Source organism: Streptosporangium sp. NPDC004379, from assembly GCF_042873875.1.
In the GTDB taxonomy this organism is placed as follows: domain Bacteria; phylum Actinomycetota; class Actinomycetes; order Streptosporangiales; family Streptosporangiaceae; genus Streptosporangium.
Genome location: NZ_JBIAMC010000005.1, coordinates 221456 through 239068 on the forward strand (window position 1 = coordinate 221456; position 17613 = coordinate 239068).

Genomic DNA, 17613 nt, shown 5'->3' on the forward strand with positions numbered 1-17613 from the left:
TTACGATCCGCCGGCTCCGAGCCGCCGGTGTTCCAGGCACGGCAGGGCATTCCGGGTGTCAATCGTGATCTGAGGGTCGAGTACGGACGTCAGCACCCCAGGGGCCGGCCCCAGGCCGGCGCGGACGACGCCCATCGGGTCGACCAGCATGCTGCGGCCGACGCCGAAGCCGTCACGGTAGGCGGGGTCGGGGGCCTGGCCCACGGCCGCCACCCAGACCGTGTTCTCGATCGCCCTGGCCCGGACCAGGGTCGCCCAGTGATCCTCCTTCATCGGGCCGGACCCCCATGCCGCGATCACCGCCAGCACCTCGGCCCCCCGGTCCACCAGGGCGCGGCCCAGTTCGGGGAAGCGGACGTCGTAGCAGGTGACGAGGCCGACCCGCAGGCCGGCCAGCTCCACCACGACCGGCGCGTCACCCGGCGCGACCAGCTCGGACTCGCGGGCTCCGAAGGAGTCGAACAGGTGGATCTTCCGGTAGGCGGCCGCGATCTCACCGGACGGGCCGAGCGCCACCGCGGTGTTGTGCACCAGGCGGGTCCCCGGCCCCGCCGACCCGCCCGCTCCGTCCGGCGCGCCCGGCTCGAACACGCCCGCGATCACGGCCATGCGGTGCGCGCGGGCCGCCTCGGCGAGCCCGGTGACGAAGGGGCCGTCCAGCGGCTCGGCCAGGTCGGTGATCCGCTTGCCGTACCGGGTGAGCGTCGCCTCGGGGAAGACCGCCAGCTCGGCGCCGTCGGCGGCGGCCCGCTCCATCGCCTCGCGCGCGCGGCGCAGGTTGACGGCGGGCTCCTCATCGACGGGGATCTGGCACAGGGCGATGCGCGTCACCGGTTGCCTCCTGCTCGGATGTGGCCCCGCTCGCCGGGACCCGCCGGGTTGATCCCCGCTACGGCGGGGAGTCACACGAGGGGTTCCGGGAGGAGGGGACCGTTGACGACTGCGACCCTACCCGGCGGTTCGGCACCCGCTCCAGCCATGTCAGGCACCGCCACAGCCATTCGGCGGGGCCGTAGCGGAAGCGCCGCAGCCACAGGCGGCTGAGGACGATCTGCGCCGCCAGCACGACCGCCGACAGCGCGAGCACACCGGCCCTGGTCGGATCGGCCGTCAGCAGCGGCAGCGCCGCGAGGATCGCCGCGGTGCTGAGCAGGTAGTTCGTCAGCGCCATCCGGCCGAGCGGCGCCAGGGCCGCCAGCAGCGCGCGGCGGGCCCGGGTCCGCAGGAGCAGCAGCAGACCGGTGCAGTAGGCCGCCGCCGCGGCCAGCCCGGCCGCCGGGTAGACGGCCCGGTGGAACAGGGCCGGGTCGGCGGCGGTGCGGACCCACCAGGTGGTGAGCGTCACCGCCAGGACCGCCGAGACGGCGAAGGCGGGCGGCAGCAGCTGCTCCGGCGGGGCGTAGCGCATCAGCGCCGCGCCCAGCAGGAACAGCCCCGGCACCAGGATTAGCCCGCCGCCCTCCTGCGCCGCCCAGGCGGTGGCCGCCGCGCCCAGCGCCGCCACCGCGGCCCGGGGGAGGTAGGAGGCGGGCAGCAGGACGGCCGCGCCGAAGATCGCGTACGGCAGCAGCACCTCACCGGGGTTGACCAGCTGGTGGAGCGCGCCGAAGCAGGCCAGCACCGCCAGCCTGCGCAGCAGCACCGCCCGCGGATGCCGCGCCCGCCCGGCGGCCGACCGCAGGAACAACACGAAGCTCAGCCCGAACAGGAACGAGAAGATCGGATAGAACCTGCCCTGCAGCAGGTTCTCCACGCCCCAGTCGACCGCGTCGCGGCCGGCGGACGGCAGGCGCGCGCGGGTGTGCTGCCAGGCGTTGACCACCATGATCCCGCACACCGCGAAGCCGCGCAGGACGTCCAGCTCGTGCAGCCTGCGCGCCGCGGCGGCCGGGGAGGTCCCGGCGGGTCGGGTCTCGCTCATGCGATCCAGACAACCAGACCGGCCCGCCGTACGGGGAGGCCGCCCGGAGGGAACGTCCCGCGTGCCCGGCCGGGCCGCGTGGGTCCGGGCGCGTCGTACGGGGATCACCCGGCGCGGGGCGGCCCGCTCGTCTCGCGGACGACCAGCCGGGCCGGCAGCACCGTGGGCGGCGGCGCGGGGGCGGCCGGGTCGTCGATCATGGAGATGAGCGCGGCGGCGACCGCCTCGCCGAACCCCGCCTTGTCCTGGGCGACGGTCGTCAGGGCGGGCCGGACCAGCGAGGCCAGCTCGATGTCGTCGAAGCCCGCCACCGCGACGTCACCGGGGACGTCCAGCCCCGCCTCCGCGGCGGCCCGGACGGCGCCGACCGCCATCTCGTCCCCGGCGGCGAAGACGGCGTCGGGACGCTCGTCCAGTGCCAGCAGCCGCCGCATCGCCGCGTGCCCGCCGCCGAGGTAGAAGTCGCCCTCCACGACGTACTCGTCGCGGACCGGCAGGCCGAGGGCGGCGAGCGCGGCACGGTAACCGGCCAGCCGCTCGGTCCCCGGGTGCGTGCGGCCGGGCCCGGTGATCGTGGCGATCCGCCGCCGGCCCCGCTCGTGCAGGTGCCGTACGGCGGCGGCGGCGCCCCCCGCGTTGTCGGAGGTGACGTACGTCGCCCGGCGGCCGGTGACCGGGCGGTCCAGCGAGACGCAGGGCACGCCGGCCCCGGCCAGCCGGCTGAGGGTGGGGTCGGCGGTTCCGTCGTCGATGAACACCACGCCGTCGAGGCTGTGCCGCCGTACGGCCCGCAGGTGGCCGTCGGCGTCCTCGCTGGAGGCGAGCATCAGCAGGTGCCGTCCCCGCTCGTTCAGCGCGGTCTTCAGGCCGACGAGGATCTCCTGGAGGAAGGGGTGGCGCCATCCGGGGCCGCGGTGGCCGGTGTCCCACGCGAGGCCGATCATGTCCGACCGCTTGGTGGCGAGGGTCCGCGCCGGCGCGCTCGGGGTGTAGCCCAGGAGCGCGGCGGCGCGCAGGACGGTCTCGCGCGTCTCGCGGGTCACCGCGTCGGGGTTGTTGAAGACGCGGGAGACGGTCGCCACCGACACGCCGCACTGGCGGGCCAGGTCTCGGATCGTTGCCACCCCCGCACGCTACCCCATCTCTGTAACCGGTTACATGTAACCGGTTACAGAGAAACTAGCGGCCAGGGACGGAGAGACGACTCCGCTGATCACGACGGGTTCGGGAGATCGGTCAGGAATGGTGAAAAGGGTTGACAAACGGGGCGTTCCAAATATGAAATTCAATGAGTCGCTCGTTTTCCGGCGGGCAGGCGCGTTCTCCGGAACGCCCCGCCCGCCGGGACGGCCGGTCGCGTCCTCTCCAGGGGGCGGTGACTCCGTCGCAGGGCGAGCCGGGGTGGGCCGGGGGAGCCGGGGGCGGTCAGGGCCGCCGGCTCCCCTTCCTCTCCTTCTCCGACCTTTCCGCGACCGGGTCTTCCAGGGGGTTTCTCGATGACGGCGACCGAAGAGCGCGCCCCGGCGGCCGGGGGCTTCCCGGCCGGGTTCGTCTGGGGCGTGGCCACCTCGGCCTACCAGATCGAAGGGGCCGTCGACGCCGACGGCCGGGGCCCGTCGATCTGGGACGTCTTCTGCCGGGTCCCCGGCGCGACGGCCGCGGGGGAGTCGGGCGACCCCGCCTGCGACCACTACCGCCGCTGGCCCGAGGACGTGGAGCTCCTCGCCGGTCTCGGCGTCGGCGCCTACCGGCTGTCGGTGGCCTGGCCGAGGATCCTCCCCGAGGGAGGCGGCCGTCCCGAACGGCGCGGCCTCGACTTCTACCGCCGCCTCGTCGGCGCGCTCCGCGAGCGCGGCATCACGCCGTTCGTCACCCTCTACCACTGGGACCTGCCTCAGGCGCTGGAGGAGCGGGGCGGCTGGCGGGCCCGCGACACCGCCGAGCGGTTCGCCGACTACGCCGCCGTCGTGCACGAGGCGCTGGAGGGCGTGCCGTACTGGACCACGCTGAACGAGCCCTACTGCTCCGCCGTCACCGGATACGCCGAGGGCCGCCACGCGCCCGGCGCCCGCGAGGGGCACGGGGCCCTGGCGGCGGCGCACCACCTGCTGCTCGGGCACGGCCTGGCGGCCGCCCGGCTGCGGGAGCGGGCCCGCCCGGGGGAGCGGATCGGCATCACGCTCAACATGTCGCCCGCCGTGCCGGCGAGCCCGTCGGCCGAGGACGCGGCCGCCGCGCGCCGGATGGACCTGATGGTCAACCGGCAGTTCACCGAGCCGCTGCTCGGCGGCGTCTACCCCGGGGACATGGCCGAGGTCTACGGGGAGATCAGCGACTTCTCCTTCCGCCGCGACGGCGACCTCGCGGTGATCTCGGCGCCGCTGGACTTCCTCGGGGTCAACTACTACTACCCGATCCACGCCGCCGCCGCGCCGTACGACCAGCCCGACCCGGCGCTGCGCCCCGCCTTCGACATCGGCGTCCGCACGGTCACACCGGACGGGCCGCCGGTCACCGGGCTGGGCTGGCGGATCGAGCCGGACGGCCTGCGCGACACCCTCACCGGCCTCGCCGCCCGCTTCCCCCGCCTGCCGCCGGTCTTCGTCACCGAGAACGGCTACGGCGACGACGGCGACCTCGACGACACCGGCCGCGTCGCCTACCTCGCCGCGCACCTGGACGCCACCCGCGCCGCCCTCGACGAGGGGGTGGACGTGCGGGGGTACTTCTGCTGGTCGCTGCTGGACAACTTCGAGTGGGCCCGGGGATACGCCGCCCGGTTCGGCCTGGTGCACGTCGACTACGCCACCCAGGCCCGCACGCCCAAGGCCAGCTACCGCTGGTACCGCGACGTCATCGCCGGCCGCGCCTGAGCCTCCCCGTCCCGGACGGGGTCCGCGCCCGGGGGGACCGCCCGAGGGCGCCCAAGGGGTCTCGCATCCGGGTGGAAGCCCCGAGTCCGCGTCCGGGTGCGGCCGGCGCCGGTCACCGGTACCCCGCCGCGGAGGCGACCAGGCGGGCGACCCGCTCCGGCGCGATCCCGGTCGTGTCGACGACCTCCGCCGCCCGCCGCAGCCAGGGCAGGGCGTCGCGGTAGCGGGGGAGGTGGTCCAGGCGCCACCGCAGGGCACCGGTCTCCACGAGGTCGGTCTCGATCCGGTGGGTGAGGGTGTCCTCGTCGGTGTGGAGCAGGAAGTGGCGGACGGGGACGCCGGCCTTCCCCAGGCCGTCGCGGATCTCCGCCCAGTACCCCTCGACCAGGACCGTCTGCGGGGCGACGAGCACCCCGCCGACGTGGTCGAGCAGCCGGACGGCGGTCTCCACGACCAGGTCGCGCCAGGCGGGCCACTGCTGGAAGTCCGGCACCTCGGGCAGGACCTTGAGGTACCGGAGCATGAAACCGACCACCTCGGGGTCGAAGACCCGCGCGTCCGGGACGATCTTGACGAGCTCTCCGGCGGTGGTCGTCTTGCCCGCGCCGAAGGTGCCGTTCAGCCAAATGATCATGTGGTGACCGTACCGGGGCCCGGGGACCGGTTCGTACTCGATCGGCGGATCCGGCGCCGGTTACCCTGGGCGGATGAACGATCCCCTGGTGGCGCGGATGCGCGGGTTCGGCACGACGATCTTCGCGGAGATGTCGGCGCTGGCCGTACGGACCGGTTCGATCAACCTCGGGCAGGGCTTCCCCGACACCGACGGCCCGGCGGCGATGCTGGAACGGGCGGCGTCGGCGATCCGGGAGGGGCACAACCAGTACCCGCCCGGTCCGGGCGTCCCCGAGCTGCGCCAGGCCGTCTCCGAGCACCGCAAGGAGCACTACGGCCTCGCCTACGACCCCGACGGGGAGATCCTGGTGACCGTCGGGGCCACCGAGGCGGTCGCCGCTTCGGTCCTGGCGCTGTGCGAGCCCGGCGACGAGGTGATCGCCTTCGAGCCCTGCTACGACTCCTACGCCGCCGCGATCTCCCTGGCCGGGGCCGTGCTGCGGCCGGTCACGCTGCGCCCGGACCGCGGGCGCTTCACCTTCGATCCGGCCGAGCTGCGCGCCGCCGTGGGTCCCCGTACCCGGGTGATCCTGGTCAACTCCCCGCACAACCCGACCGGCACGGTCCTCACCCGCGCGGAGCTGGAAGAGATCGCCGGACTGTGCCGGGAACGCGACCTGGTCGCCGTCACCGACGAGGTCTACGAGCACCTCACCTTCGACGGCGTCGAGCACGTCCCCCTCGCCACCCTCCCCGGCATGCGCGAGCGCACCGTGACGATCTCCTCGGCGGGCAAGACCTTCTCGGTGACCGGCTGGAAGACCGGCTGGGTGTGCGCGCCGCCGGAGCTGGTCCGTGCCGTGCAGACCGTCAAGCAGTTCCTCACCTTCACCGCCGCCGCCCCCTGGCAGCTCGCCGTGGCCCACGGCCTGCGCCACGAGATGGAGTGGGTCGCCGCGCTGCGCGACGGGCTGCAGGCCAAGCGCGACCGGCTGGCCGCCGGGCTGGCCGCCGCCGGGTTCGACGTCTACCGCCCGGCCGGGACCTACTTCGTCCAGGCCGACATCCGCCCGCTCGGCTTCTCCGACGGCCTGGCCCTCACCCGCGAGCTGCCGTCGCTGGCCGGGGTGGTGGCCGTCCCCACCCAGGTCTTCTACACCCGCCAGGAACGGGGCGCCCACTTCGTGCGCTTCGCCTTCTGCAAGAAGGACGAGGTCATCGACGAGGCCGTCCACCGCCTCACCCGCCTCGGCAAAACCGAAGGCGACGATGGGTAATCGTGATTATACTTTCCGTGCCTGGTATCGCACTGATACCAGGCACGTTTTACGATGGGAGGCATGGCTATGACCTTGCGACTCTCGGACGACCAGGCTGAAGCTCTCCGGCGGCGAGCGGACAAGGAAGGACGGAGCATGCAGCAGGTGGCACTGCATGCCATTGAGGAGTACCTCGCGCGGGCGGCCGACGACGACCTCACCGACGAGATCGCAGAGCGGGGGGCCCGTCGCTTTGCAGACCTATTGCGCAGGCTCGGGGAATGACGGTCTTCATCACCCTGGAACAGGGGCTGCGGATCGCACGTCGGTCGGTCGGAGGGCCGATCCAGGTCCGTGATATCGGGCTTCTTGAGGCGGCGTTGCTTCGTCCGCAGACCTCTCTGTTCGGTCAGGACGCGTATCCCGATCTGTTCTCCAAAGCGGCGGCGCTGCTCCACTCGATCGTCACCAATCATCCGTTCGTCGACGGTAACAAGCGCGCGGCATGGCTCACCATGTATGCCTTCTGCGCCAAGAACGGCGTCGAGGTCGACCCGGAGGACGACGACGCAGCCTATGACTTCGTGATCGAGATCGCCTCAGGCAAGCTCACCGAGATCAATGAGATCGCCGAGGCGATCCGGAGCTTCGCGAGGTAGCTCATCCGGCCGGGTGGTCAGGGGGTGATGCGGATGGGCAGGCGGCGGGAGCGGAGGGCCGCGCGGACGGCGGCGGCGATCCGGGCGTACTCGGCGGTGCGGGCGGAGCTGGCGCGGTAGGCCAGGCCGATGGTGCGGCCCGGAGCCGGGTCGCGGAAGCGGCGCAGCGCGAGCCGTGAGCGCCTGCCCGTCTCCACCTGGACCGCCGACTCCGGCAGCAGGGTCACCCCGAGCCCGCCCGTCACGAGTTGCACCAGCGTCGGCAGGCTGGTCGCGTACGTCGTGGCGGTGGCGCGGGCACCGACCTCGCGGCAGACGTCGATGGCCTGCTCGCGCAGGCAGTGGCCCTGGTTGAGCAGAACGATGTCCAGCCCTTTGAGCGTCTCGCGGTCCACCGGTCCCGACCCCCCGGCCAGCGGGTGGTCCGCGGGCACGGCGAGCAGGAAGTCCTCCTCGTAGAGGGGCTCCTCGACCAGTCCCGCGGCGTCGGCCGGCAGCGCGAGCAGCACCATGTCGAGGCGGCCCTCGCGCAGTTCCTCCAGGATGGTCTCGGTCCTGGCCTCGTGCACGGTCAGCTTGAGCCGGGGGAACTCCCTGGCGAACATCGGCAGCAGCACGGGCAGCACGTACGGCGCGACCGTGGGGATCACCCCGAGGTGCGCCGGGCCGCGGAACGGCTCCCGGGTCTGCGCCACCTCCGCCATCAGGCCCTCCACCGCCGCCATGACCCTCGCGGCGTGCTCGGCCACCCGCTCGCCGGCCGGGGTCAGCAGCACCTTCCTGGTGGTGCGCTCCAGCAGCCGGGCCTGCAAAGTCTCCTCCAGCGCCGAGACGGCCCCCGACAAAGCGGGCTGGCTCATCCGGAGCGACGCGGCGGCCTCCCGGAAGTGCAGATGGTCGGCCACGGCGAGGAAGGCGCGCAGCTGGGCGAGGGTGGGGGCGGGATCACTGATAGGAAACACCTCTCGGATTGGTCCAGCCGTTCGATTTCACGGATCAATGCTAGATGCGGCAGGGTAGGGCCCCGACAACGAAGTCGTCTTCAAAGGAGATCCGGACTTGCTCACCATCGGTGACCACTTCCCTGAGTTCGAACTGACCGCGTGCGTCTCCCTGGACGCCGACAACGCGTTCGCCGATATCAACCACAAGTCCTACGAGGGCAAGTGGAAGGTCTACTTCGCGTGGCCGAAGGACTTCACCTTCGTCTGCCCGACCGAGATCGCCGAGTTCGGCCGGCTGGAGGGCGAGTTCGCCGACCGCGACGCCCAGGTCCTGGGCTTCTCCGTGGACTCGGAGTTCGTCCACCGCGCCTGGCGCAAGGACCACCCGGACCTGCGTGACCTGCCCTTCCCGATGATGTCCGACATCAAGCGGGAGCTGTCGGAGTCCCTGGGCATCCTGGGCGAGGACGGCGTCGCCCAGCGCGCCACCTTCATCGTGGACCCGAACAACGAGATCCAGTTCGTCATGGTGACCGCGGGTTCGGTCGGCCGCAACGTCAAGGAGGTCCTGCGGGTCCTCGACGCGCTGCAGTCGGACGAGCTGTGCCCCTGCAACTGGAACAAGGGCGAGTCGGGCCTCGACGCCAAGAAGCTGATGGCCGGCGCCTGATGCCGATCGACAACCTGAAGGACGCCCTGCCGGCCTACGCCAAGGACGTCAAGCTCAACCTCGGGTCGCTGGTCACGACCTCCTCGCTGACCGAGCAGCAGCTCTGGGGGACGCTGCTCGCCTGCGCGGCGGCCACCCGGTCCCAGCGGGTGATCGCCGAGATCGCCTCCGAGGCGGCCGGCGCCCTGTCGGCCGAGGCGTTCACGGCGGCCAAGGGCGCCGCCGCGATCATGGCGATGAACAACGTCTACTACCGGTCGACGCACCTGATCGGTGACGAGACGTACGCCACCATGCCGGCCAGGCTGCGGATGACGATCATCGGCAACCCCGGCGTGGAGAAGATCGACTTCGAGCTGTGGTCGCTCGCGGTCTCCGCCATCGGCGGCTGCGGCCGGTGCCTGGAGTCGCACGAGCAGGTGCTGCGCCAGTCCGGCATGCCCCGCGAGCAGATCCAGGAGGCGATCCGGATCGCCGCGGTGGTCAACGCCGTCGCCGCGACGCTGGAGACCGAGGCGGCCCTGGCCGCCGTCTGAGGTCCTCCTCCCGCACGCGGGAAGGGCGGGCGTCCTTTCGAAGGACGCCCGCCCTTTCGCGTCTCACGGGACGCGGGTCAGACGCGGGTCACTCCACCGTGACCGGGGGAGCCGAGGGGTCGGCGGTGTCGGGGCGGGGGCCCCGGGCCGAGCGCAGTGGCACCTCCTTCAGCAGCAGGGCGGTCACCACGGCGACCAGGGCGATCGGCACGCCGACCAGGAAGACCATCTGCATGGCCCGGGTGAAGGCCTCCAGGATGACGTCCAGCACGGGGGCGGGCAGCCTGCGGATGTCGGCGGGAGCGCCGAGGTTGGGCGTGGCGCCGCCGGTGAGGCGCAGGTGCGCCTCACGCGCCAGCGCGACGATCTCTGCGCTGAGCCGGTTGGTCAGGATGGCGCCGAAGGCCGCCACGCCGACCGCGCCGCCGAGGGAGCGGAAGAACGTCACGCCCGAGGTGGTGGAGGCCATGTCGCGGCGGGGGACGGAGTTCTGCGCGGCCAGGATCAGGATCTGCATCGTCGCGCCCAGGCCGATGCCGAGCACCGCCACGTCGACGCCGACGACCACCAGCGAGCTGTCCACGTGCAGGCGGGAGAGCATGAACAGGCCGGCCGCGACCAGCAGCATGCCGAGGATCGGGAAGATCTTCCACCTGCCGGTCCGGGTGACGACCCGGCCGGTCGAGATCGAGGCGGTCAGCAGGCCGAGCACCATGGGCAGGGTCATCAGGCCCGAGCCGGTGGGGCTCATGCCCTTGACGATCTGCAGGTACTGCGGCAGGAACATCAGCGCGCCGAACATGGCGGCGCCGACCAGCAGGGAGGTGACGCTGGTGAGCACGAATGTGCGGTTGCGGAACAGGTGCGGCGGCAGGATGGGGTCGGCGGCCCGGCGCTCGGCGAAGACGGCGACCACGAACATGACCAGGCTGAGCCCGCCCAGGGCGTAGGTCCAGCCGGAGTTCCAGGCGAACTCCTTGCCGCCGAGGGACAGCAGCAGCATCAGGGCGGTGGTGCCGCCGGTGATGAAGGTGGCGCCCCACCAGTCGACCTTGGTGTCGCGGCGGACGAACGGCAGTTTGAGCACCTTCTGGATGACGACGAACGCCACCACGGCCAGCGGCACGCAGATCCAGAACGTCCAGCGCCAGGACATGTTGTCGACGATGAAGCCGCCGAGCAGCGGCCCGGCCACGGTGGAGACGCCGAAGACGGCGCCGATGTACCCGGAGTAGCGGCCCCGCTCGCGGGGCTCCACCACGTCGCCGAGGATGATCTGCGGCAGCGCGGCCAGGCCGCCGGCGCCGATACCCTGTACGGCACGGGCCGCGATGAGCTGTCCCATGTCCTGGGAGAAGCCCGCGGCCACCGAGGAGAACAGGAAGACCAGCAGGGCGGCCTGGAACATGAACTTGCGCCCGTACAGGTCGGACAGCTTGCCCCACAGCGGGGTGGACGCCGTCATGGTCAGCAGGGTCGCACTGGCGACCCAGGAGAGCTGCTCCTGACCGCCGAGCTTGCCGACGATGGTCGGCAGCGCGGTTCCCACCACGGAGGTCGAGATCATCGACGTCAGCATGGCGAGCATCAGCCCGGCCAGAATTTCCAGCACCTGTTTGTGTGTGAAGTGCGGTGCGGTCTCGGCCTGGACCTGTTGTCCAGTCAGCATGAAGCAGCCCCCAATGTATGTACGATACATATGAAGTTAGTAGACGCTTGTTTACTGGTCAAATCGGAAGGACCCGAGGTGGACGAGACACGGCAGCGAGACCGGGAGGGCACCCGGCGGCGCATCCTCGACGCCGCCCGCCGGCTGTTCACCGAACTCGGCTACGACCAGGTGACGATGCGGCTGATCGCCGCCGAGGCCGATGCCAACATCGCGCTGATCAACCGCTACTTCGGCAGCAAGCGGGAGCTGTTCGCCGAGGTTCTGGCCATGCAGGGACGCTTCCCAGGTGTGCTGGAGGTGCCGCCCGCGGAGCTTCCCCGCCGCCTGGCGGAGTACGTCGCCGACCGGCTCAGGTCGGACCAGGGCAGCCTGATCATGTCGGCGCTCGTCAGGTCGTCGGGCTGCACCGAGACCCACGAGATCATCCGCGACCGGGTCGGCTCGGCGATCCTGGAGCCGCTGGCCGCGCGGCTGCCCGGCGGCGACGCGGCCTTCCGGGCGACCGCCGCCACCGCGATGATCACCGGGGTGAGCATGCTGAGCCAGCTCTACGGCAAGGGCGAGCTGGAGACGCCGGACCGGGAGGCCGTGGTCGGGCGGCTCACCGCCGTCTTCGAGGCGTGCCTGGCGCCCTGACCCCGGCCGGCCGCGGCCCGGATCCGGTTCGTCGCGGCTCAGGGCCGGTCCGTCACGGCGCGGGCCCGGTCCGTTGCGGCGCGGGCCCGGCTCCCTGCGGCCCGGTTCTCCGCGGCCCGGTTCTCCGCGGCCCGGTCCTCCGCCGTCCGGGCGGGACCGTTACGGCCTGGCCCCGGCGATCCGGCAGGTGGTGCCGGGGACGTGGTCGACCTGCAACGTGGTGTGGTCGATCTGGAAGCGCTCGTGCAGCAGTTCGGCGAGCTCGCGCCGGACCCGGTGGCAGTCGCCGCCGGGCCGTACCGACACGTGGGCCGACAGCGCGGGGAAGCCGCTGGTCACCGTCCACACGTGCAGGTCCTCCACCCCAGTGACGTCGGGGTGGCCGCAGATCGCGGCGCCGACCTCGGCCGGGGGCGCACCCGAGGGCGCGGCCTCGAACAGCACGCGGCCGGCCTCGCGCAGCAGGCCGTACGCGGCCTTGGCCATCAGCGCCGCCACCACCAGTGCGGCGACCGCGTCGGCCCGGGACCACCCGGTGACCCAGACGACGACGCCCGCCACCACGGTCGCGATGAAGGCGTACATGTCGTTGAGGATGTGCTGGAAGGCGCCCTCGACGTTCAGGCTGGTCCGGTCGGCCCGGGAGATGAGCCAGGTGGCCACCGCGTTGACCGCGATCCCGGTCAGGGCCGTGCCGACCACCAGGGGGGCCGCCACCTGTGGCGGCTCGATGAGCCGCCGCACCGCCTCGTAGACGAAGTAGGCGACGAGCAGCACGAACGTCAGCCCGTTGGCCGCCGCCGACAGGATCTCCGCGCGCTTCCAGCCGAAGGTGTAGGCGCCGCTGGCCGGGCGGGCGGCCAGGCGCATCGCGAACAGGGCGAGCGCGATGGAGGCGGCGTCGGTGAGCATGTGCCCGGCGTCCGAGATCAGCGCGATGGAGTTGGCGATGACGCCCACGACGACCTCCGCCGCCATGAAGACGACGAGCAGCACCAGCGCCGCCGTCAGCAGGCGGCGGTCCGAGCCGGCGCTGTGGCCGTGACCGTGTCCGTGACCCATTCCAAGACCCGTCTCGTCAACACTTGAACAGTTGCTCAGACATTATGAAACCACGCCGGGCCGGGCAAGAGCCGGACAAGGGCCGGACCGCCGGTGGACGGGCGGTGTCCGGCGCGGCCCCCTCAGCCCCCGGCCCCGCCTTCGCCCCGGTTCCGGACGCGGCCCCTCGCCCCGGCCCCGGTTCCGGGCTCCGCCCTCACCCCGGCTCCGGTTCCGGTTCCGGTTCCGGGTTCGGGTTCGGGTTCGGGTTCGGGTTCGGGTGGAGGCTCCCGGTGTACTCGGGCACGGTGATCAGCGGCGGTCGCTCGTGCACGCTCACGTCGCTCACCCGCGGCCACCGGTCGTCGCCCGCCGTAGGGAACTGCAGGATCTCGTGGTACGGCGGAGCCGCGGACACCCGCCCCTGGCGTTCCAGCCGCGTCCAGGCGGTGAGCATGATGTGCGCGGCCATCCGCCCCAGCGCGTCGAGCGGCTGGTGGGAGTGGGCCCGCACACCGAGATCCACCTGTGCGAGCGCGTCCAGCCCCACCAGGCCGAGCAGGTCGATGAGCAGGCCCAGTTCGACGCCGTACCCGGTGACGAAGGGGATCCGCTCCAGCACGGCGCGCCGGCCCGCGTACTCGCCCGCCAGCGGCTGGCGGAAACCGGCCAGCTCGGGCCAGTGCAGGTTGATCAGCGGCCGGGCGACCAGCTCGGTGACCCTCCCGCCCGCGTGCGGCCGGAGGGCCTCGCCCTCGGTGAGCGGCCGGTCGTAGCAGCCCTTGACGTAGGCCACCGAGGGGTCCGACAGCAGCGGGCCGAGCAGCCCGGTGACGAAGTGCGAGGAGAAGCCGCGCAGGTCGGCGTCCACGAAGACGACCACGTCGCCGGTCGTGACGGCGAGCGCCTTCCAGAGGGCGTCGCCCTTGCCGGTCATGGCGCCGTAGCGGGGCAGCGGGGCGTTCTGGAAGACGACGCGGGCCCCCGCGTCCGCGGCCCTCCGCGCGGTCGCGTCGTGCGAGTGGGAGTCCACCACCACGAGCTCGTCGACCAGCGGAAGGCGTTCCTGCAGGTCACGCCGGATCAGTCCGACGATCTCCCCGACGGTGCGCTCCTCGTTCCGGGCGGGCAGGACGACGCTCACCCGGTGCCGCCCCTTGGCCGCCGTCACCGCCTCGGGGGGCCAGCCGCCTGACAGGCTCGTACGGGCCTCCAGCCAGTGGCCGACCTCAGTGAACATCACCCGTCGAGGGGGCGGGTCCCGGTGTCGTCATCGCTCCTGGCTCCCCTCCGCTGTGCGACCGTATTACCCGTTTTGCCCTGATATGAGGTGTTTAACCCGGTATATGGGTGTTTGTGGAGCAGGGGCGGCCGGGACGGAGAACCCGGCCGACCCGCGGACGACCCCGGTGAGCCTCGGTGAGTTCTGTCGAAGAGCGGTCCCGCCTTGGGCAAGGAGTGCCCATGAGCCTGGCCGTACCGGCCGTTAGCGTCGCGGTGTGGGCGGACGGTCCGGCGGAGGCGAACCCCCGCCGGCCCCGGCCGGGCGATCCCCGCCGCGCCCGGCCGCGCGTGGCGCGCACCGCGGCCGGGCCGCCGGGGGCAGCATGGAAGTCGCGGCACGGACGCGGACACGACCCGACGGAAAGGCGGCAGGGATGCCGGAACCCATCGAAGTGCGGAAGGTCGCCATCGAGAGCGTCACCGACGCCTCCGGGCTGGCCCGGCTCATCGACGACGGGGTGATCGAGGCCCACCGGGTGCTCGCGGTGATCGGCAAGACCGAGGGCAACGGAGGGGTGAACGACTACACCCGCATCCTGGCCGACCGAGCCTTCCGCGAGGTCTTGGCGGCCAAGGGCCACCCCTCGCCCGAGAGCGTGCCGCTGGTGTGGTCCGGCGGAACCGACGGCGTGCTCAGCCCGCACGCCACCGTCTTCGCCACCACGGCCGACGCCGAACCGGGCGACGAGCCACGCCTCAGCGTCGGCGTCGCGATGAGCGACGTCATCCTCCCCGAGGACATCGGCCGCCCGGCCATGATCGAGAAGGTCGCCGCCGGCGTGCGGGAGGCGATGAAGACCGCCGGGATCGACGACCCGGCCGACGTCCACTACGTGCAGACCAAGACCCCCCTGCTGACCCTGGCCACCATCGAGGACGCCCGTTCCCGCGGCAAGGAGGTGGTCACCGACGACACCGGCGCGTCGATGGACATCTCCAACTCCACCACCGCGCTCGGCGTGGCGGTCGCCCTCGGTGAGATCGAGATGCCCTCCGCCGACCGGATCCACCGCGACCTGTCGCTGTACTCCTCCGTCGCCTCCTGCTCCTCCGGCGTCGAGCTGGACCGCGCGCAGATCGTGGTCGTCGGCAACGTGCGCGGCATCGGCGGCCGCTACCGCGTCGGCCACTCCGTCATGAGGGACGCCCTCGACGCCGACGGCATCTGGGCGGCCATCCGGTCCAGTGGCATCGAGCTGCCCGAGCGCCCGCATCCGTCCGACCTGGGCGGCAGGCTGGTCAACGTGTTCATGAAGTGCGAGGCCGACCCGTCGGGCAGGGTGCGGGGACGCCGCAACATCATGCTGGACGACTCCGACGTCCACTGGCACCGCCAGATCAAGGCGGCGGTCGGAGGCGTCGCAGCCTCCGTCACCGGCGACCCTGCCGTCTTCGTCTCGGTCGCCGCGGTCCACCAGGGTCCGAGCGGTGGCGGCCCGGTGGCGGCCATCGCGGACCTGGGATAGCTCCGGTCACGGCCGCGTCGCCCGGATCCGGCGCGCCGCCCGGTCACGGCCGGGTGACCCGGAGGTCCAATGGCCCGGTGGCCGGAGGCCCGGCGGTTCGGACGGCCCAAGCGACCCAGGCGGGTGGCCCAAGCGGCCTAAGCGGCCCAGGTGGTCCAGGCGGGCGGCCCTGGAGGCCCGGGTGGCCGGTGCCGCCCGCCGTCCTGGCCGGCCGGGGGCGCGGGTAGGCTCCGGGTTCGTGCCGAGCATCCCGCAGCCCCTGGTCCCCGACGACGACGGCGCCGCCGACGCCGCCCTGGCGTCCGCGCTCGCCGCGTTCGCGTCCGGCGCCGCCGACGCCGGCGCGGTGGTGACGGCGTTGTCCGGCGCGCGGCTGCTCGTCCCGGTGGTGGCCCTGCTGACCTCCTCCGAGGTCGGCGAGCACGGGCTGCGCCAGGAGAAGGAGAGCGAGATGGCCCTGCCGAAGCTCGTCGGCAAGGACGGACGGGAGGCCGTGCCGGCCTTCACCGGGGCCGAGCCGCTCCGTCTCTGGCGCCCGGACGCCCGGCCCATCCAGACCACCGCCCCGCTGGTCTGCCAGGCCGCGGTCCACGAGGGGGCCGCCGCGGTGGTGCTCGACGTGGCGGGGCCCGTGCCGTTCGTGGTCGAGGGAGCGGTTCTGCGGGCCCTCGCCGCGGTCGCGTCGGGCGACGTCGGCGGGCTGGGCCCGGAGGTCACCGTGGCCCGGATGGCGGACGTCCCTTCCGCCCCCGATACGCCCGAGGCCCCCGAGGCCTCCGAAGCGCCCGAGTCGTCCGAGGCCCGCGAACCCGTGCGGATCGCCGGGGCGTCCGGGCGCGGGCGGTTCGGCCTGCCCTGGCGCAGACGCGCCTGACCCCGGCCGCACGCCGGGCCCCCGGACTCCGGCGTGCGACCGTCCGGCCGGTGGGCCGCACAGGCCGGGCACCGGGCGCAGCGCGCGGTGGGCCGCGACCGCCTGGCGGACACGGCGGGCCTGCCCCCGGCCCCGACCTCGGCGTACGGCGGGCGTGGCCGGCTCGTCCGGACTATGGTCGAGCGGTGGTCCTCCTCCCCGCCGCCGCGGCCCTCGCCGGAGCGCTGATCGGGCTGTGGTCGCGCGTCCTGGTCGTACGGCACTCCGTTCCCGAGGGGGAACCTCCCCGGCGTGATCGCCACGGGTGCGCCGCCTCGCCACCCGGACCGTGCGACCCCGGACCGTGCGACCCCGGACCGTGCGACCCCGGACCGTGCGACCCCGGCCTGTGCGACCCCGGCCCGCGTGCGGCCTTCGGCGGCCGGTGCCGCAGGTGCTCCGCCCGGTCCGGGCCGCCGCCGTTCACCGTGGAGGCCGTCACCGGGCTGGTCCTCGCCGCGCTCGCCTGGCGGGCCGTCACGCCCGGCCCCGCCGGCCCCGCCGGCCGTACGGGCACTCCGGGACCCCCGTGGACCGCCGGCCTGTGGACCGGCGGCGCATGGAGCGGCGGCGCACCGGCCGCCGCCCAGGCCGCCGAGTTCCTCGCGCTCTGCTGGCTGGCCGGGGTCTGCGTCGTGCTGGCCTTCGTCGACGCGGCCGTCCGCCGGCTGCCCGACCGGCTCACGCTCGCCTCCGGCCTCGGCACCGGCGCCCTGCTGACGGTGGCCGCCGCGGCCGGGGACCGGTGGGACGACCTGCTGCGAGCCGGGCTCGGCGGGCTCGCGCTGACCGCCTTCTACCTGCTGCTCTTCCTGGTCAACCCGGCGGGGATGGGGCTGGGCGACGTCAAGCTCGCCGCGGGCCTCGGCGTCGCGCTCGGCTGGCTCGGCTGGGGCGTCCTCGTCGGCGGCACGTTCCTCGGCTTCCTGGCGGGAGGCGTCTACGGCGTCGCCCTGCTGGTCACGCGCCGCGCGGGCCGCCGGAGCGAGATCCCGTTCGGCCCGTTCATGGTCCTCGGCACGTTCGCGGCGATCCTCGCCGCGCCGCTCCTCTGACGTTCGCGGCGGCCTCGCCGCTCCGCCCCTCCGGGGGAGATCCACCTGACGGGAGACGCCGGGCCGGTC

At 73.2% G+C, this 17613-nt stretch carries 18 protein-coding genes; 10 read left to right on the plus strand and 8 right to left on the minus strand.

Annotated features, from left to right (window positions below; genetic code table 11):
• From ACFYSC_RS13240 to ACFYSC_RS13250, 3 genes are all read right to left on the minus strand, one after another.
• Positions 1-831, minus strand: coding sequence for a carbon-nitrogen hydrolase family protein (locus ACFYSC_RS13240; RefSeq protein ID WP_389960667.1), 831 nt, complete (start codon positions 829-831; stop codon positions 1-3).
• A gap of 58 nt (positions 832-889) precedes the next feature.
• Positions 890-1921, minus strand: coding sequence for a DUF418 domain-containing protein (locus tag ACFYSC_RS13245; RefSeq protein ID WP_389960669.1), 1032 nt, complete (start codon positions 1919-1921; stop codon positions 890-892).
• A 104-nt stretch (positions 1922-2025) separates the two neighbouring features.
• Positions 2026-3045, minus strand: a complete 1020-nt coding sequence (locus ACFYSC_RS13250; RefSeq protein ID WP_389960671.1) for a LacI family DNA-binding transcriptional regulator — start codon at positions 3043-3045, stop codon at positions 2026-2028.
• A gap of 372 nt (positions 3046-3417) precedes the next feature.
• On the opposite strand from ACFYSC_RS13250, the gene ACFYSC_RS13255 reads away from it, so the two are divergent.
• On the plus strand, positions 3418-4794 hold the full coding sequence (locus ACFYSC_RS13255; RefSeq protein WP_389960673.1) for a GH1 family beta-glucosidase: 1377 nt from the start codon (positions 3418-3420) through the stop codon (positions 4792-4794).
• A gap of 112 nt (positions 4795-4906) precedes the next feature.
• Here the strand turns inward: ACFYSC_RS13255 and ACFYSC_RS13260 are convergent, their stop codons facing one another.
• Positions 4907-5428 carry an AAA family ATPase gene (locus ACFYSC_RS13260; protein ID WP_389960675.1) on the minus strand — a complete coding sequence of 174 codons (522 nt, stop codon included), beginning with the start codon at positions 5426-5428 and terminating at the stop codon, positions 4907-4909.
• Between the two features lie 73 nt (positions 5429-5501).
• Here ACFYSC_RS13260 and ACFYSC_RS13265 point away from each other — a divergent pair, with 73 nt between their 5' ends.
• The 3 genes from ACFYSC_RS13265 to ACFYSC_RS13275 all read left to right on the plus strand — a co-directional run bounded on the left by ACFYSC_RS13265 (position 5502) and on the right by ACFYSC_RS13275 (position 7327).
• On the plus strand, positions 5502-6686 hold the full coding sequence (locus ACFYSC_RS13265; RefSeq protein WP_389960677.1) for a pyridoxal phosphate-dependent aminotransferase: 1185 nt from the start codon (positions 5502-5504) through the stop codon (positions 6684-6686).
• A gap of 138 nt (positions 6687-6824) precedes the next feature.
• On the plus strand, positions 6825-6953 hold the full coding sequence (locus ACFYSC_RS13270; protein ID WP_268246277.1) for a hypothetical protein: 129 nt from the start codon (positions 6825-6827) through the stop codon (positions 6951-6953).
• A complete protein-coding gene (locus ACFYSC_RS13275; protein ID WP_389960680.1) occupies positions 6950-7327 on the plus strand; it encodes a type II toxin-antitoxin system death-on-curing family toxin in 378 nt (125 codons plus the stop codon). Before ACFYSC_RS13270 ends, ACFYSC_RS13275 begins: the two co-directional genes overlap by 4 nt.
• 17 nt (positions 7328-7344) lie before the next feature.
• Here ACFYSC_RS13275 and ACFYSC_RS13280 read toward each other — a convergent pair whose 3' ends face one another.
• On the minus strand, positions 7345-8289 hold the full coding sequence (locus tag ACFYSC_RS13280; RefSeq protein ID WP_389960682.1) for a LysR substrate-binding domain-containing protein: 945 nt from the start codon (positions 8287-8289) through the stop codon (positions 7345-7347).
• Positions 8290-8386: 97 nt separating this feature from the next.
• Between ACFYSC_RS13280 and ACFYSC_RS13285 the strand changes: the two genes are divergently transcribed.
• Entirely contained in the window at positions 8387-8941 is a 555-nt protein-coding gene (locus tag ACFYSC_RS13285) for a peroxiredoxin (protein ID WP_389960684.1), read from the plus strand.
• The gene (locus tag ACFYSC_RS13290; protein ID WP_389960686.1) at positions 8941-9477 is read left to right on the plus strand and encodes a carboxymuconolactone decarboxylase family protein; all 537 of its coding nucleotides are present in this window, start codon (positions 8941-8943) and stop codon (positions 9475-9477) included. Before ACFYSC_RS13285 ends, ACFYSC_RS13290 begins: the two co-directional genes overlap by 1 nt.
• A gap of 88 nt (positions 9478-9565) precedes the next feature.
• Here ACFYSC_RS13290 and ACFYSC_RS13295 read toward each other — a convergent pair whose 3' ends face one another.
• Positions 9566-11146, minus strand: coding sequence for an MDR family MFS transporter (locus ACFYSC_RS13295; protein ID WP_389960688.1), 1581 nt, complete (start codon positions 11144-11146; stop codon positions 9566-9568).
• A gap of 78 nt (positions 11147-11224) precedes the next feature.
• On the opposite strand from ACFYSC_RS13295, the gene ACFYSC_RS13300 reads away from it, so the two are divergent.
• Positions 11225-11785, plus strand: coding sequence for a TetR family transcriptional regulator (locus tag ACFYSC_RS13300; protein ID WP_362929603.1), 561 nt, complete (start codon positions 11225-11227; stop codon positions 11783-11785).
• A gap of 159 nt (positions 11786-11944) precedes the next feature.
• On the opposite strand, the gene ACFYSC_RS13305 is transcribed toward ACFYSC_RS13300, so the two are convergent.
• Entirely contained in the window at positions 11945-12847 is a 903-nt protein-coding gene (locus ACFYSC_RS13305) for a cation diffusion facilitator family transporter (protein WP_389960690.1), read from the minus strand.
• Positions 12848-13043: 196 nt separating this feature from the next.
• Complete coding sequence (locus ACFYSC_RS13310) at positions 13044-14066, minus strand: glucosyl-3-phosphoglycerate synthase (RefSeq protein ID WP_389961129.1); 1023 nt, start codon at positions 14064-14066, stop codon at positions 13044-13046.
• A gap of 418 nt (positions 14067-14484) precedes the next feature.
• Between ACFYSC_RS13310 and ACFYSC_RS13315 the strand changes: the two genes are divergently transcribed.
• From ACFYSC_RS13315 to ACFYSC_RS13325, 3 genes are all read left to right on the plus strand, one after another.
• Positions 14485-15576: a ring-opening amidohydrolase gene (locus tag ACFYSC_RS13315; RefSeq protein ID WP_389960692.1), complete on the plus strand. Its 1092-nt coding sequence runs from the start codon at positions 14485-14487 to the stop codon at positions 15574-15576.
• 238 nt (positions 15577-15814) lie between these two features.
• Complete coding sequence (locus ACFYSC_RS13320) at positions 15815-16450, plus strand: SseB family protein (protein WP_389960694.1); 636 nt, start codon at positions 15815-15817, stop codon at positions 16448-16450.
• A gap of 185 nt (positions 16451-16635) precedes the next feature.
• Positions 16636-17544, plus strand: coding sequence for a prepilin peptidase (locus ACFYSC_RS13325; RefSeq protein ID WP_389960696.1), 909 nt, complete (start codon positions 16636-16638; stop codon positions 17542-17544).
• The last annotated feature ends 69 nt before the right edge of the window (positions 17545-17613 follow it).

What these genes read in the sequence shown, in the direction of transcription:
- ACFYSC_RS13265 (WP_389960677.1), top strand. Translation starts at nt 5,502, where the DNA reads ATGAACGATCCCCTGGTGGCGCGGATGCGCGGGTTCGGCACGACGATC.
- ACFYSC_RS13270 (WP_268246277.1), top strand. Translation starts at nt 6,825, where the DNA reads ATGCAGCAGGTGGCACTGCATGCCATTGAGGAGTACCTCGCGCGGGCG.
- ACFYSC_RS13245 (WP_389960669.1), bottom strand. Translation starts at nt 1,921, where the DNA reads ATGAGCGAGACCCGACCCGCCGGGACCTCCCCGGCCGCCGCGGCGCGC.
- ACFYSC_RS13305 (WP_389960690.1), bottom strand. Translation starts at nt 12,847, where the DNA reads ATGGGTCACGGACACGGTCACGGCCACAGCGCCGGCTCGGACCGCCGC.
- ACFYSC_RS13275 (WP_389960680.1), top strand. Translation starts at nt 6,950, where the DNA reads ATGACGGTCTTCATCACCCTGGAACAGGGGCTGCGGATCGCACGTCGG.
- ACFYSC_RS13315 (WP_389960692.1), top strand. Translation starts at nt 14,485, where the DNA reads ATGCCGGAACCCATCGAAGTGCGGAAGGTCGCCATCGAGAGCGTCACC.
- ACFYSC_RS13290 (WP_389960686.1), top strand. Translation starts at nt 8,941, where the DNA reads ATGCCGATCGACAACCTGAAGGACGCCCTGCCGGCCTACGCCAAGGAC.
- ACFYSC_RS13255 (WP_389960673.1), top strand. Translation starts at nt 3,418, where the DNA reads ATGACGGCGACCGAAGAGCGCGCCCCGGCGGCCGGGGGCTTCCCGGCC.
- ACFYSC_RS13295 (WP_389960688.1), bottom strand. Translation starts at nt 11,146, where the DNA reads ATGCTGACTGGACAACAGGTCCAGGCCGAGACCGCACCGCACTTCACA.
- ACFYSC_RS13310 (WP_389961129.1), bottom strand. Translation starts at nt 14,066, where the DNA reads ATGTTCACTGAGGTCGGCCACTGGCTGGAGGCCCGTACGAGCCTGTCA.
- ACFYSC_RS13260 (WP_389960675.1), bottom strand. Translation starts at nt 5,428, where the DNA reads ATGATCATTTGGCTGAACGGCACCTTCGGCGCGGGCAAGACGACCACC.